Below are 12,947 nucleotides of genomic sequence, written 5' to 3' on the forward strand. Positions count from 1 at the left end.
TGGTTGGTTGGTTGGTTGGCATTATGATAGTCCTATAAAATTATAACACAATGCCTCTATTATAATTTTTTTGAAAAAATAGCAAATAAAAATTTTACTATTCTAACAAAAAACGAACGCTTCGTTATTTTTTAAAATAGTGAAGCGTTCGTTTTAATTTTTTTGATTTTATAGGTTTTTTGCGATCTGATCCAATTCCGCTTTGGCAGCGGTTTGGGCTTTTTCAATCGCTTCTGCACCAAAACCAATGCCTTCCGCATAAACGAATTGCACATCGGTAATGCCGATGAAGTTTAACACCGCTTGCATATAGCCTTTGGCGAGGTCGATTGCGGTGTCTTTGTAGAAACCGCCCGAAGAAAGGATTACCACCGCTTTTTTGCCCTTAATCAAGCCCTCTGGGCCGTTTTCCGTATAGCGGAAAGTTACGCCCGCACGGTTGAGGAAATCGATGTAGGTTTTTAATTGAGCTGGAATGCCTAAGTTGTACATCGGCACGCCGAACACGAGCAAATCGCTGTTGTTCACTTCGCCGATCAATTCATTGGAAAGAGCCAAAGCAGCGTGCTGCTCTACCGTTTCTGGCGTGCCGCGTGTGCCTGTGGCGGCGTTGAGATCGTAATAAGGCAACGGATTTGCCCCGAAATCACGCTCGGTAACATTGGCAGATAACTGTTTGACGAAATAATCAACGAGCTGATTGGATTGTGAATTTGCCGCTAAAATGCTGGATTTTAAAACTAATACGTTTTTCATTTGAAACCTCAGGAAATTAAAAACAGGCGTAGTTTAATGGTTTTCAAAAAGGAAATAAATCAGCCAAATGTGAAAAGAGTGTTCACGATAATGCAACAATCGCAAGCGGTGGGTTTACCCCAAATTTCCAGTAAAAAACCACCTTCATAGACGGTGGTTTTTAAATTAAAAATAAAAAAGCCCGATAGAACTATCGGGCTTTTTTGAGATCGTTTAAATTATTCTGCTGCTTGTGCAACTTCTGGACGATCAACTAATTCAATGTAAGCCATTGGTGCGTTGTCGCCTGCACGGAAACCACATTTTAAGATACGAGTATAACCACCCGCACGTTGTGCAAAACGTGGACCTAATTCATTGAATAATTTAGCAACGGTATCAACGTTGCGTGTACGAGCGAAAGCTAAACGGCGATTTGCTACGCTATCAACTTTTGCTAATGTAATTAACGGTTCAACTACACGGCGTAACTCTTTCGCTTTTGGCAAAGTAGTTTTGATGATTTCGTGTTCAACCAAAGAACTTGCCATATTGCGGAACATCGCTTGGCGATGGCTGCTGTTACGGTTTAATTGACGTCCACTCTTACGATGGCGCATAACCTATTCCTTCTTAGAAAATCTATTGACTGACTTGCGAATTAGTCCTCAGCGATGCTTGCTGGGGGCCAATTTTCAAGACGCATACCTAGTGATAAACCACGTTGAGCCAACACGTCTTTGATCTCTGTAAGTGATTTCTTACCGAGGTTAGGTGTTTTTAATAGCTCAACTTCTGTGCGTTGTACTAAATCACCGATATAGTGAATTGTCTCTGCTTTCAAACAGTTAGCAGAACGAACAGTCAGCTCTAAGTCATCAACAGGACGAAGTAGGATCGGATCGAACTCTGGCTTCTCTTCCTTAACTTCTGGCTGACGAACATCACGTAAATCTACGAATGCTTCTAATTGCTCTGCTAAAATCGTTGCTGCACGGCGGATGGCTTCTTCTGGATCAATTGTTCCATTGGTTTCCATCTCGATGATGAGTTTATCTAAGTCTGTACGTTGTTCAACACGCGCCGCTTCCACATTATAAGAAATGCGATCTACTGGGCTGAAACGTGCATCTACGAGTAAACGACCGATAGGACGATCATCATCTTGGCTGTGTACACGGGCTGATGCTGGTACATAACCACGACCACGTTGCACTCGGATACGCATATTGATTGATGCGTTTTTATCCGTTAAGTTACAGATAACGTGATCAGGATTCACAATTTCAACATCACCATCGTGTGTAATGTCGCCTGCAAGCACAGGGCCAATTCCAGATTTGTTAAGTGTCAAAACAACATCATCTTTGTTTTGCACTTTTACCGCTAGACCTTTGAGGTTTAACAATACTTCAAGAATATCTTCTTGAACGCCTTCCTTGCTGCTGTATTCGTGTAATACACCATCAATTTCAACTTCTGTTACTGCACAACCTGGCATTGACGAAAGTAAAATGCGACGAAGTGCGTTACCTAATGTATGTCCGAAACCACGTTCTAACGGTTCTAGGGTCACTTTTGCGTGAGTTGAACTGATTTGTTCAATGTTCACTAAGTGCGGCTTTAAAAATTCTGTCACAGAACCCTGCATTTTATCCTCTCTTTGTTTTTAAGCTCTATCGACTGCAAATAATATAAGTTTTGAAAACTAGCTATTATTTAGAGTAAAGCTCAACGATCAGATGTTCATTGATATCTGCTGATAAGTCAGAGCGTTCCGGTGTACGTTTAAACACACCTTCCATTTTAGCGGTATCAACTTCTAACCAAGTTGGTTTTTCACGTTGAGTTGCTAATTCTAATGATGCTTTAATACGAGCTTGTTTTTTAGATTTCTCACGAACAGCTACTACATCATCAACAGAAACTTGGAATGAAGGAATATTTACTACACGACCATTTACCACGATTGATTTGTGGCTTACAAGCTGACGTGCTTCTGCACGTGTTGCCGCAAAGCCCATACGGTAAACTACGTTGTCTAAACGACCTTCTAATAATACTAATAAGTTCTCACCTGTATTACCTTTCAAGCGGTTAGCTTCGGTATAATAGTTGCGGAATTGACGCTCTAAGATACCGTAGATACGGCGAACTTTTTGTTTTTCACGTAACTGACTACCGTAGTCAGATAAACGTGGCTTACGAGCACCGTGCTGACCTGGTGCTACATCAAGACGATTTCTACATTTTGATTCGATCGCACGAACGCCTGATTTAAGGAATAAATCAGTACCTTCACGACGGCTTAGCTTGAGCTTTGGACCCAAATATCTTGCCATTTTCTTTCTCCAATAATCCTAACGTCAATTAAACACGACGTTTTTTCGGTGGACGACAACCGTTATGAGGAATCGGGGTTACGTCAGTAATGTTCGTGATACGGAAACCCGCGGCGTTTAATGCACGGATTGTTGATTCACGACCTGGACCCGGACCTTTAACCATAACTTCCAAATTCTTTAAACCAAACTCTTTAACCATTTCAGCACAACGCTCAGCGGCAACCTGTGCAGCAAATGGGGTTGATTTACGAGAACCACGGAAACCTGAACCACCTGCGGTTGCCCAAGCAAGAGCGTTACCTTGACGGTCGGTAATCGTTACGATGGTGTTATTGAAAGAGGCGTGGATATGTGCTACGCCATCTGCAATCTGTTTTTTTACACGTTTACGTGCACGAACTGGTGTTTTAGCCATTATTTATTTACTCCGATTATTTTTTGATCGGTTTGCGTGGACCCTTACGGGTACGTGCATTAGTCTTAGTACGTTGACCACGTACTGGTAAACTACGACGATGACGTAAACCACGGTAGCAGCCTAAGTCTAATAGACGTTTGATGCTTAAAGTTACTTCACGACGTAAATCACCTTCGACAGTAAATTTACCAACTTCTTCACGCAGTTTTTCAATCTGCTCTTCAGACAATTCTCTGATCTTTACATCCTCAGCAATACCCGTTGCAGCACAGATTGCTTTTGCACGAGTTTTACCGATACCATAAATAGCAGTTAATGCGATTACAGTATGTTTTTGATCAGGAATGTTAATGCCTGCAATACGGGCCACTATGCACTCCTATTATTTAAAGTTAATGATATGCTGATCTTGAAAAGCCCGTTTCAGGATACTCAAACAGCATATCAGGACGAATGAGCTGAGCAGTATACCTGCTCAGCGGGTTCTTTGCAAGAAAGAATGATTAACCTTGACGTTGTTTATGTTTAGGTTCGCTACAAATTACGCGAACAACACCTTCACGTTTAACAACTTTACAGTTACGGCATAATTTCTTAACTGAAGCACGAACTTTCATTGCTTATCCTTTTTGATCTAAGGGCTATTGCCCTAAGCCTTTCAAATTGGCTTTCTTCAACACAGAGTCATATTGTAATGACATTAAGTGGCTTTGCACTTGTGCGATGAAATCCATAATCACTACCACTACAATCAATAATGATGTGCCACCAAGTTGGAACGGCACTTTCCATAATGATGTAATGATGTAAGGAACCAAACAAACAAAAGTAATATATAACGCACCGATTAAGGTAATGCGAGTCATTACTTTATCAATATAACGAGATGTTTGCTCGCCTGGTCGATAACCTGGTACAAACGCACCTGATTTCTTCAAATTATCCGCTGTATCGCGTGGATTATACTGCATTCCTGCATAAAAGAAAGCAAAGAAAATCACTGCCATCGTGAATAATACGATGTAAAGTGGTTGTCCTGGTTGCAATAGTTGTGATAAATCAAATAACCATTCAAAACCTTCACTTTGCCCGAACCATTGGGTAATGGTTGCTGGGAAAAGGATAATACTTGAAGCAAAGATAGCAGGAATAACACCAGCCATATTTACTTTAAGTGGTAAATGAGATGATCTCGCAGGGGCCATCATTCTTCCTTGCTGACGACTTGCGTAATTTACCACGATTCTTCTTTGTCCACGTTCTACGAAAACAACGAAATATGTTACCGCAAATGCAATAATCGCTACTAGTAACAATACAAGGAATGAGATCTCACCTTGTCTTGCTTGTTCAATTGTTTGCCCAATTGTTGCGGGTAAATCTGCAACAATCCCTGCGAAGATAATTAGTGAGATACCGTTACCAATGCCACGTTCAGTGATTTGTTCACCAAGCCACATTAGGAACATTGTACCTGTTACTAAACTAACTACTGAGGTGATATAGAATAGCATACTTGGATTAGGTACTAATCCTTGTATCATATTCGGAAGGGCTAATGAAATACCAATAGACTGAATAAATGCTAATAACAAAGTCGCATAACGCGTATATTTGCTAATTTTTCTACGTCCTGCTTCGCCTTCTTTTTTCAATTCAGCGAGAGCGGGATGAATGGCGGTCAATAATTGAATAATAATTGACGCCGAAATATAAGGCATAATACCTAAGGCAAATATAGAGGCTCGACTCAAAGCACCACCAGAGAACATATTGAACATATCAATGATGGTGCCTTGTTGTTGTTTAACTAACTCGGATAAAACAGAAGCATCAATGCCAGGAACAGGTATAAAAGAACCGATACGGAAAACGATTAACGCACCTAAAACAAATAGTAATCTTGATTTAAGCTCGCCAGTCCCTTTTTGTGTACTACCTTGGTACCCTGGTTGCTTTGCCATTTATTATTCCTCGATAGAGCCACCGGCTGCTTCAATCGCAGCTTTTGCACCCTTAGTTGCACGTAAGCCTTTCACTACTACTGCTTTTTCAATTTTACCTGCAAGAATAACTTTTGCTGATAAAATATCTTTGGTAATAACGTTAGCTGCTTTAAGTGAATCTAAGGTTACTTCGTTGCCTTCTACTTTCGCTAAGTCGTTTAAGCGAATTTCAGCTGTGTGCAATGATTTTAGTGAAGTAAAACCAAATTTTGGCAAACGACGGTATAAAGGCATTTGACCACCCTCGAAACCACGACGAACACCGCCACCTGTACGAGATTTTTGACCTTTATGACCACGACCACCAGTTTTACCAACACCAGAACCGATACCACGACCTAAGCGTTTAGCACTGTGCTTAGCACCTTCAGCTGGGGATAGAGAATTTAAACGCATTCTATTACTCCTCAACCTTAACCATATATGAAACTTGATTGATCATACCACGCACTGCTGGGGTATCGATCAACTCTACTGTGTGTCGAATATGACGAAGACCTAAGCCTTTTAACGTTGCTTTATGTTTCGGTAAACGAGCGATAGAGCTACGAGTTTGAGTTACTTTGATTGTTTTTGCCATATTCAATTACCCCAAAATTTCTTCAACGGTTTTACCACGTTTCGCAGCAACCATTTCAGGTGATTTCATATTTGCAAGTGCATCAATAGTTGCACGAACAACGTTAATTGGGTTAGTTGAACCATACGCTTTTGAAAGAACGTTGTGAACACCAGCCACTTCTAACACTGCACGCATTGCACCACCTGCGATGATACCTGTACCTTCGCTTGCTGGTTGCATAAATACGCGTGAACCTGTGTGTGAACCTTTAACTGGGTGTTGTAATGTACCGTCTTTTAAAGCGACATTGATCATATTGCGACGTGCTTTTTCCATCGCTTTTTGGATAGCTGCTGGAACTTCACGAGCTTTACCGTAACCAAAACCTACACGACCGTTACCATCGCCTACCACTGTTAAAGCGGTGAAGCTCATAATACGACCACCTTTTACGGTTTTAGATACACGGTTAACCGCGATTAGCTTTTCCTGCAGTTCACCAGCTTGTTTTTCGATGTTTGACATCTCAAATTCCTCTATTAGAACTGAAGACCAGCTTCACGAGCAGCATCTGCCAATGATTGCACACGACCGTGGTATTTGAAACCAGAACGATCGAAAGCAACCGCTTGAATACCTTTTGATAAAGCACGCTCTGCAACGAGTTTACCAACTACTGCTGCTGCGTCTTTATTACCAGTATATTTAACTTGCTCTCTAATTACTTTCTCAACAGTTGAAGCTGCTGCTAGTACTTCTGAGCCGTTAGGTGCAATAACCTGCGCATAGATATGGCGAGGTGTGCGATGCACAACCAAACGGGTTGCACCTTGCTCTCTCATTAAATGACGTGCACGGGTTGCACGACGGATACGAGCTACTTTCTTATCCATAGTGTTACCTTACTTTACTTTTTCTTAGCCTCTTTTGTACGCACCACTTCATCAGCGTAGCGTACACCTTTACCTTTATAAGGTTCAGGACGGCGATATGCACGAATATCCGCTGCAACTTGACCGATTAACTGTTTGTCCGCACTCTTAAGAATAATTTCTGTTTGAGATGGACATTCACCAGTTACACCAGCTGGCAACGTATGCTCAACAGGGTGTGAGAAACCTAAACTTAAAGCAACTACGTTACCTTTCATTTGTGCTCTATAACCAACACCCACCAACTGCAATTTCTTAGTAAAGCCTTCTGTAACACCGATAACCATAGCATTAACAAGTGCACGAGCAGTACCTGCTTGTGCATCTGCATTAGCAACACCAGCACGTGGTGCGAAAGTTAATGCGTTCGCTTCGTGATTTACTTCAACTGCATTATGAATTGTACGAGATAACTCGCCGTTTTTACCTTTAACTGTTAATAGCTGACCGTTGAGTTTTACTTCAACACCGGCAGGAATATTAACAGGTGCTTTTGCAACACGAGACATTCTTCCTACCTCTCTATTATGCTACGTAACAGATAATTTCACCGCCCAATCCTGCTTGACGCGCAGCACGGTCGGTCATTACACCTTTCGATGTAGAAACAACAGCGATACCTAAACCACCCATTACTTTTGGTAATTCGTCTTTACGTTTGTAAATACGAAGACCAGGACGGCTTACACGTTGGATGCTTTCTACAACCGGTTTGTTTTGGAAATATTTTAAAGTGATTTCCAATTCAGGTTTTACACCTTCAACAACTTTGATGCTTTCAACATAACCTTCGTCAGCTAAAACTTTTGCAATAGCAACTTTTAACTTAGATGAAGGCATACTGATCGCAACTTTATTCGCAGCTTGACCGTTACGAATACGAGTCAGCATATCTGCGATTGGATCTTGCATGCTCATAGATTTACTCCCATGATTCCAAATTAAAAGAGGTTATTACCAGCTTGCTTTCTTAAGACCCGGGATCTCGCCACGCATAGCGGCTTCACGAACCTTAATACGGCTTAAACCAAACTTACGAAGTACACCGTGTGGACGACCAGTTTGGCGGCAACGATTACGCTGACGGCTTGGGCTTGAATCACGTGGAAGTGTTTGTAATTTTAAAACAGCATTCCAACGATCTTCATCAGAAGAATTTACATCAGAGATGATTTTCTTCAACTCTTCACGTTTAGCGTAGAATTTATCAGCTAACTTAGCACGTTTAACATCACGTGCAATCATTGATTGTTTTGCCACGATAACCTACCTTATTTACGGAATGGGAAATTGAAAGCCGCTAATAAAGCTTGACCTTCTTCATCAGTTTTCGCTGAGGTGGTGATAGTAATATCTAAACCACGCACACGATCTACTTTATCGTAGTCGATTTCAGGGAAAATGATTTGCTCACGAACACCCATACTGTAATTACCACGACCATCGAATGACTTCGCACTTAAACCGCGGAAGTCACGGATACGTGGAACAGCGATAGAAATCAATCTTTCAAAGAATTCCCACATACGTTCGCCACGTAGGGTTACTTTACATCCGATTGGATATCCCTGACGGATTTTAAAGCCTGCAACAGATTTGCGCGCTTTGGTAATTAAAGGTTTCTGACCGCTAATTGCTGTTAGATCCGCTACTGCGTTATCTAAAAGTTTCTTATCGGTCAATGCTTCACCCACACCCATATTCAGGGTAATCTTTTCGATTCGTGGGACTTGCATGACAGATGAGTAGTTGAATTTTGCTTTCAATTCATTCACTACTGTATCTCTGTAGTAATCATGCAGTTTCGCCATCGCATTACTCCAGTTAATTAAATAATTTCATTATTAGATTTGAAGAAACGTACTTTTTTGCCGTCTTCGAATCTAAAACCTACACGGTCAGCTTTGTTTGTTTTCGGGTTGAAAATCGCAACGTTTGACGCATCAATCGCCGCTTCTTTCTTCACTAAGCCACCAGCTTTACCTAACGCAGGAACTGGTTTTTCGTGTTTAGTGATGATTTTAACACCTTCAACAATTACTTTACCGTTTGGTAACACTTTGGTTACCTTACCACGTTTGCCCTTATCTTTACCAGTAAGAACAATTACTTCATCATTTTGACGGATTTTAGCAGCCATTACATTCCCCTTACAGTACTTCTGGAGCTAATGAAATGATCTTCATAAACTTCTCAGAACGAAGTTCACGAGTCACAGGTCCAAAAATACGAGTACCGATTGGTTGCTCAGTGTTATTGTTTAAAATTACACAAGCGTTACCATCGAAACGAATAACTGAGCCATCTGGGCGACGAACACCCTTCTTGGTGCGCACAACAACTGCTTTTAACACATCACCTTTTTTCACTTTACCGCGTGGAATTGCTTCTTTCACGGTAACTTTGATAATGTCGCCAATAGCAGCGTAACGACGGTGCGATCCACCTAGAACCTTGATACACATTACGCTACGAGCCCCTGAGTTATCAGCAACATCCAGCATAGTCTGTTCTTGGATCATATTAGTGCTCCGTTAAATTAAAAAACACCCTTACGGGACGAACCTACTTACCCAATGTAAGTAGGGTGCGAATACTACCACAATTTCCGCAATCAATGCAAGGGGATTTTTGCACGAACAAGCGGTGGGATTTAAGGAAATTTTACCGAATCTCACCGCTTGCATTGGTAAAACAAAAAGCCCCGAAACAGTTGGGGCTTTTCCTTTGCTATTTATTTTCCACAGGGAAGAATAAACTCAATGGGCGTTTTTTGGCGATTTCGCCTACGCATTTGAAAATGTTTTTCCAGCTGTCGATTTCTGTGTCGAGAGAACGCAAAGCGACCCAAAGGGTGAGGGAAAAACTGACGATCAGATTTACCACCCCAATCAATAAGACGAACACGACACTCTGCCAGAAAATCCCCCAGCCGAGCGATCCACTCACCACCGCATAGCCGACATTGGCTGACGAGAACGCCACGTGGCGAATATCAAGCGGCAGCCCCGTGAGGTAACCGACCACGCCCGTTAAACCGAGCAGTAAACCAAAGCAGAGATTTCCCATTATTGAGCCATAATTATCGTGGAAATAATCAGCAAATTTGGTTCGCGTGGCTTCGCCCATTAAGCGTTTGAGTAACGGGTGTTCTCGTAGCCGTTGGCGTAGGTTGAGGTAATTACTGCGGTTGTCAAAAAAGCCCGAAATAATCCCCGAACAGAATAGCCATAAACCTGCAATCGCTGCAAACCAAAGCGTGCCACCGAAAGGGTTGATCGACGCCAATTGATAATCAATGGTTGCTTGATCCAGCAGAGGTTGAGCGGTAAAGCGAACGTAAAACATTGCAATCAGAGCAGCCACGCCGATCGCCATTAGCACATTACCCAACACCGCAACCATTTGCGAACGCAATACATCCATCAATAGTTGTGCCAATTTCATATCCACCGCTCGCCCCTGCGGATTGCGTTCCACCGCTTCGGCAAAGCGAGCCGCCGTCATCGCAGGCTGTTTGGTCGCCACCGTGCAATGCAACATAAAAATCAGGGTAAAACCAATACCGTAATTCAGCCCCTCAGCAACGCCTTTCCAAACCTTGTCGTCAATCACACCGCCCAAATAGATTTTGAACAACGCCATTAACGCAATCAGCACCCCACCGCCTGCGGCAGAAAAGAACATCGAAAAATACTCTTTTTTATCGCGTGAAATATAGTGTTCGCCGTGATCGCTGGTGTTTTGGGTAATGCTACGCGAAAGCATTTTGGCACTCTGTTTCCACAATGGCGTAATGTGGTGCTGTTCCGCACTCGCCACCGCAAAAGTGCGGGTCAGTTGCAAAATTTTGCTGGTTTTTAACCGCTTGTTGGCGAAAATTTCCATCAATTCGGCAAGACGGTCGAGGGTTTGTTGTAGCCGTTCCAACAGATACGCCACATTGAGGGACGAACCTGCGGTCGTGCCTTTTTTATGCAAGCGTTGAATTTGAGTTTGACATTGATCGAACATCACTTGCAAATGGCTATCGTCAAACGGGGTTCGCTTCCGTTGTGCATTGACCCACAACGCCACCTCACGTTGCAATGCCACAAAAGGCGATTCCGCATTCAACAGCGAAGGATCAAGCCGCATCAATTCGGGTTCAAGTTCTTCGGCGGCGACCCAAATCGCCAGCATTTCCACCGCAAATAATCCCTCGTTATACAAATGGGAACGTAGCCGTTCACGATCGGCAAGGGGCAGATAACCGCCGAGCAACTTAATCAGTAGATACCATTGGCGAATGGACGTTTGTTGCAGCCACTTGCCATCATTTTCCGCCGAGAAAAAGCGGAAAAACGCATCACGCAAATCATTCGGATCTTTCGGCGAGGGGTTAATTTTTTCATAGAGACGATTTTTCAACTCTCTGGCAAAGCCCTCGCGAGGCAAAATTCCACCGCTAATCAACAGCGGATAAAGCCGAATTTCACACAACCAACGCCCCACCAACAACGCCACCTGCTCGCCTAATTCAGGATTTTCAGCTAATTTTTCTCGTAATAAAACCAATCGATCCGCCGAGTTTTTTTCCTCTTTTAACCAACTAAACAACCCGTTTAACAAAGTAAAGGGATCATTATTAGCTAGCTGTTGCTGGATAAAATCTTCTAATTGTATCGTTTCAATTTTTAACAAAACACTCTCCCATTATAACTAAAAGCAATATAGACAAACGAAGGGCGGATAGGTGCAATAAAAAGTGAAAAACAAGCGGGGGATTTAAGAAATTTTTAGCTTGAAAAATAAAAACCCCTCGTTACAAGGGGTTAGTTAGATTAAAATTCCGCAATCTTTATGCCAAGGGTAAATGAGAATGTGCTTTCGATAAGTTATCGTGCAATTCAACCACTTTGGCAACTTTTGGGTGGATTGGGGCTGTGCCAATTTGTTTGATAAAGTGGCAAGCGGCATAGTTTTGAGCTTCTTTTTCATATTTTTCAAGCGTGATAACCTCTTTCCAACCCTGAGACATTCCAGCCATTCGCCAAGGTTTGGCAGTTAATCTCGCCCGAAAACAACGCTGTTTGTAACATAATTTTCGATATAATGAATCAACCCAAAATTCATTAAAATAAGTAGGCAATCTTTCATCATCGACATTCATTGTGTCGTGCAGAACAATCACACGATAGCCTGCATAAGTTCGATATAAATTAAAAGTGGCTTTCGGGTAATTTTGAATAAAATGGTCAAATTTATTTTCTAAAAATTTTAAAGTCTCAATAGATAATTTTTCTTCTTCTACCACCTTTTTACCACCAAAAAGCTTGGCTAACCAATTACTACTCTCAACCACTTTTCTTTCCATTATTTTAGGAATTGCCGCTTCTAAGCCTGCATCATCAATATCTAAAATAACTACATCTTCAACATTCAGACAAGTTGCACTATAATTATTGCGAGTGTATATCACATTTAAATCATCAAACCATTCTAATGGCTGCTCATAAATTCTTCTCGTAGAATAATAATGTCCATCTCGCGTAAACTCTTCGCCTGCTAAAATTTTTATTTTTGCATCGGCACAACGGCTTTTTGCGTGTTCAATCGCAGCCTCTTGACTTTCATTCGACCAACCATAACGAGCAATTTCAATAAATTCATCATTATGTTTAAATTTCATTGTATATTTTGATAAGTAACGATAAATGTTCATACGATACCTTGATAAAGTTTAACAGCCTTGGTTTACTTGTTATGTCAATAACAAGTAAAGGGATTATAATCCCTTGCAAAAATAAAAAATTGCTTATTTTTGATATAAAAAAACCACCTTTTAGTTTAGTGGTTTTTCTTTTTTATTTCTTTTACTTTGGTCTGCAAGCGATGGGATTTTTAAAAATTTCTGGTATTAGGGTAATTAAGGTGGATAGCGTAAAAGTAATAAAAAACCCCTCGCAT

At 41.6% G+C, this 12,947-nt stretch carries 21 protein-coding genes; 1 reads left to right on the top strand and 20 read right to left on the bottom strand.

Annotated elements, in window-relative coordinates; genetic code table 11:
• Nucleotides 1-168: 168 nt before the first annotated feature.
• The 20 genes from B0187_RS08910 to B0187_RS09005 all read right to left on the bottom strand — a co-directional run bounded on the left by B0187_RS08910 (nt 169) and on the right by B0187_RS09005 (nt 12,702).
• On the bottom strand, nt 169-756 hold the full coding sequence (locus B0187_RS08910; RefSeq protein WP_078237518.1) for an FMN-dependent NADH-azoreductase: 588 nt from the start codon (nt 754-756) through the stop codon (nt 169-171).
• 218 nt (nt 757-974) lie between these two features.
• A complete protein-coding gene (rplQ, locus tag B0187_RS08915; RefSeq protein WP_078237519.1) occupies nt 975-1,355 on the bottom strand; it encodes a 50S ribosomal protein L17 in 381 nt (126 codons plus the stop codon).
• A 41-nt stretch (nt 1,356-1,396) separates the two neighbouring features.
• Nucleotides 1,397-2,386, bottom strand: coding sequence for a DNA-directed RNA polymerase subunit alpha (locus B0187_RS08920; RefSeq protein WP_078237520.1), 990 nt, complete (start codon nt 2,384-2,386; stop codon nt 1,397-1,399).
• Nucleotides 2,387-2,450: 64 nt separating this feature from the next.
• Nucleotides 2,451-3,077, bottom strand: coding sequence for a 30S ribosomal protein S4 (rpsD, locus tag B0187_RS08925; protein WP_078237521.1), 627 nt, complete (start codon nt 3,075-3,077; stop codon nt 2,451-2,453).
• Nucleotides 3,078-3,105: 28 nt separating this feature from the next.
• Nucleotides 3,106-3,495 carry a 30S ribosomal protein S11 gene (rpsK, locus tag B0187_RS08930; protein WP_005705959.1) on the bottom strand — a complete coding sequence of 130 codons (390 nt, stop codon included), beginning with the start codon at nt 3,493-3,495 and terminating at the stop codon, nt 3,106-3,108.
• Between the two features lie 16 nt (nt 3,496-3,511).
• Entirely contained in the window at nt 3,512-3,868 is a 357-nt protein-coding gene (gene rpsM, locus B0187_RS08935; protein ID WP_005599322.1) for a 30S ribosomal protein S13, read from the bottom strand.
• A 133-nt stretch (nt 3,869-4,001) separates the two neighbouring features.
• The gene (rpmJ, locus tag B0187_RS08940; RefSeq protein WP_078237522.1) at nt 4,002-4,115 is read right to left on the bottom strand and encodes a 50S ribosomal protein L36; all 114 of its coding nucleotides are present in this window, start codon (nt 4,113-4,115) and stop codon (nt 4,002-4,004) included.
• Between the two features lie 24 nt (nt 4,116-4,139).
• Entirely contained in the window at nt 4,140-5,462 is a 1,323-nt protein-coding gene (gene secY, locus B0187_RS08945; protein WP_078237523.1) for a preprotein translocase subunit SecY, read from the bottom strand.
• A gap of 3 nt (nt 5,463-5,465) precedes the next feature.
• Nucleotides 5,466-5,900 (bottom strand): 50S ribosomal protein L15, encoded by a 435-nt coding sequence (gene rplO / locus B0187_RS08950; RefSeq protein WP_018652718.1) that lies wholly within the window; start codon nt 5,898-5,900, stop codon nt 5,466-5,468.
• 4 nt (nt 5,901-5,904) lie between these two features.
• The gene (rpmD, locus tag B0187_RS08955; protein WP_005599315.1) at nt 5,905-6,084 is read right to left on the bottom strand and encodes a 50S ribosomal protein L30; all 180 of its coding nucleotides are present in this window, start codon (nt 6,082-6,084) and stop codon (nt 5,905-5,907) included.
• A gap of 6 nt (nt 6,085-6,090) precedes the next feature.
• The gene (gene rpsE, locus B0187_RS08960; RefSeq protein ID WP_078237524.1) at nt 6,091-6,591 is read right to left on the bottom strand and encodes a 30S ribosomal protein S5; all 501 of its coding nucleotides are present in this window, start codon (nt 6,589-6,591) and stop codon (nt 6,091-6,093) included.
• 14 nt (nt 6,592-6,605) lie between these two features.
• The gene (rplR, locus tag B0187_RS08965) at nt 6,606-6,959 is read right to left on the bottom strand and encodes a 50S ribosomal protein L18 (RefSeq protein WP_078237525.1); all 354 of its coding nucleotides are present in this window, start codon (nt 6,957-6,959) and stop codon (nt 6,606-6,608) included.
• Nucleotides 6,960-6,973: 14 nt separating this feature from the next.
• Nucleotides 6,974-7,507 carry a 50S ribosomal protein L6 gene (gene rplF / locus B0187_RS08970; RefSeq protein ID WP_018652716.1) on the bottom strand — a complete coding sequence of 178 codons (534 nt, stop codon included), beginning with the start codon at nt 7,505-7,507 and terminating at the stop codon, nt 6,974-6,976.
• A gap of 16 nt (nt 7,508-7,523) precedes the next feature.
• Nucleotides 7,524-7,916 (bottom strand): 30S ribosomal protein S8, encoded by a 393-nt coding sequence (gene rpsH, locus B0187_RS08975; RefSeq protein WP_018652715.1) that lies wholly within the window; start codon nt 7,914-7,916, stop codon nt 7,524-7,526.
• A gap of 36 nt (nt 7,917-7,952) precedes the next feature.
• Entirely contained in the window at nt 7,953-8,258 is a 306-nt protein-coding gene (gene rpsN / locus B0187_RS08980) for a 30S ribosomal protein S14 (RefSeq protein ID WP_018652714.1), read from the bottom strand.
• An 11-nt stretch (nt 8,259-8,269) separates the two neighbouring features.
• Nucleotides 8,270-8,809, bottom strand: a complete 540-nt coding sequence (gene rplE, locus B0187_RS08985) for a 50S ribosomal protein L5 (protein ID WP_078237526.1) — start codon at nt 8,807-8,809, stop codon at nt 8,270-8,272.
• Nucleotides 8,810-8,826: 17 nt separating this feature from the next.
• On the bottom strand, nt 8,827-9,138 hold the full coding sequence (gene rplX / locus B0187_RS08990) for a 50S ribosomal protein L24 (protein WP_078237527.1): 312 nt from the start codon (nt 9,136-9,138) through the stop codon (nt 8,827-8,829).
• Nucleotides 9,139-9,148: 10 nt separating this feature from the next.
• Complete coding sequence (rplN, locus tag B0187_RS08995) at nt 9,149-9,520, bottom strand: 50S ribosomal protein L14 (protein ID WP_005619403.1); 372 nt, start codon at nt 9,518-9,520, stop codon at nt 9,149-9,151.
• A gap of 208 nt (nt 9,521-9,728) precedes the next feature.
• The gene (locus B0187_RS09000) at nt 9,729-11,681 is read right to left on the bottom strand and encodes a site-specific recombinase (protein ID WP_078237528.1); all 1,953 of its coding nucleotides are present in this window, start codon (nt 11,679-11,681) and stop codon (nt 9,729-9,731) included.
• A 157-nt stretch (nt 11,682-11,838) separates the two neighbouring features.
• Nucleotides 11,839-12,702 (bottom strand): hypothetical protein, encoded by an 864-nt coding sequence (locus B0187_RS09005; RefSeq protein ID WP_078237529.1) that lies wholly within the window; start codon nt 12,700-12,702, stop codon nt 11,839-11,841.
• Nucleotides 12,703-12,743: 41 nt separating this feature from the next.
• On the opposite strand from B0187_RS09005, the gene B0187_RS10330 reads away from it, so the two are divergent.
• On the top strand, nt 12,744-12,947 hold a 204-nt coding region (locus tag B0187_RS10330; RefSeq protein ID WP_211272722.1), incomplete at its 3' end, for a hypothetical protein.

The organism is Haemophilus paracuniculus, from assembly GCF_002015115.1.
Lineage (GTDB): Bacteria > Pseudomonadota > Gammaproteobacteria > Enterobacterales > Pasteurellaceae > Haemophilus_E > Haemophilus_E paracuniculus.

Excerpts from the sequence above, each read along its gene's own strand:
- B0187_RS08910 (WP_078237518.1), bottom strand. The coding sequence starts at position 756 with ATGAAAAACGTATTAGTTTTAAAATCCAGCATTTTAGCGGCAAATTCA.
- rplQ (WP_078237519.1), bottom strand. The coding sequence starts at position 1,355 with ATGCGCCATCGTAAGAGTGGACGTCAATTAAACCGTAACAGCAGCCAT.
- B0187_RS08920 (WP_078237520.1), bottom strand. The coding sequence starts at position 2,386 with ATGCAGGGTTCTGTGACAGAATTTTTAAAGCCGCACTTAGTGAACATT.
- rpsD (WP_078237521.1), bottom strand. The coding sequence starts at position 3,077 with ATGGCAAGATATTTGGGTCCAAAGCTCAAGCTAAGCCGTCGTGAAGGT.
- rpsK (WP_005705959.1), bottom strand. The coding sequence starts at position 3,495 with ATGGCTAAAACACCAGTTCGTGCACGTAAACGTGTAAAAAAACAGATT.
- rpmJ (WP_078237522.1), bottom strand. The coding sequence starts at position 4,115 with ATGAAAGTTCGTGCTTCAGTTAAGAAATTATGCCGTAACTGTAAAGTT.
- secY (WP_078237523.1), bottom strand. The coding sequence starts at position 5,462 with ATGGCAAAGCAACCAGGGTACCAAGGTAGTACACAAAAAGGGACTGGC.
- rplO (WP_018652718.1), bottom strand. The coding sequence starts at position 5,900 with ATGCGTTTAAATTCTCTATCCCCAGCTGAAGGTGCTAAGCACAGTGCT.
- rpmD (WP_005599315.1), bottom strand. The coding sequence starts at position 6,084 with ATGGCAAAAACAATCAAAGTAACTCAAACTCGTAGCTCTATCGCTCGT.
- rpsE (WP_078237524.1), bottom strand. The coding sequence starts at position 6,591 with ATGTCAAACATCGAAAAACAAGCTGGTGAACTGCAGGAAAAGCTAATC.
- rplR (WP_078237525.1), bottom strand. The coding sequence starts at position 6,959 with ATGGATAAGAAAGTAGCTCGTATCCGTCGTGCAACCCGTGCACGTCAT.
- rplF (WP_018652716.1), bottom strand. The coding sequence starts at position 7,507 with ATGTCTCGTGTTGCAAAAGCACCTGTTAATATTCCTGCCGGTGTTGAA.
- rpsH (WP_018652715.1), bottom strand. The coding sequence starts at position 7,916 with ATGAGCATGCAAGATCCAATCGCAGATATGCTGACTCGTATTCGTAAC.
- rplE (WP_078237526.1), bottom strand. The coding sequence starts at position 8,809 with ATGGCGAAACTGCATGATTACTACAGAGATACAGTAGTGAATGAATTG.
- rplX (WP_078237527.1), bottom strand. The coding sequence starts at position 9,138 with ATGGCTGCTAAAATCCGTCAAAATGATGAAGTAATTGTTCTTACTGGT.
- rplN (WP_005619403.1), bottom strand. The coding sequence starts at position 9,520 with ATGATCCAAGAACAGACTATGCTGGATGTTGCTGATAACTCAGGGGCT.
- B0187_RS09005 (WP_078237529.1), bottom strand. The coding sequence starts at position 12,702 with ATGAACATTTATCGTTACTTATCAAAATATACAATGAAATTTAAACAT.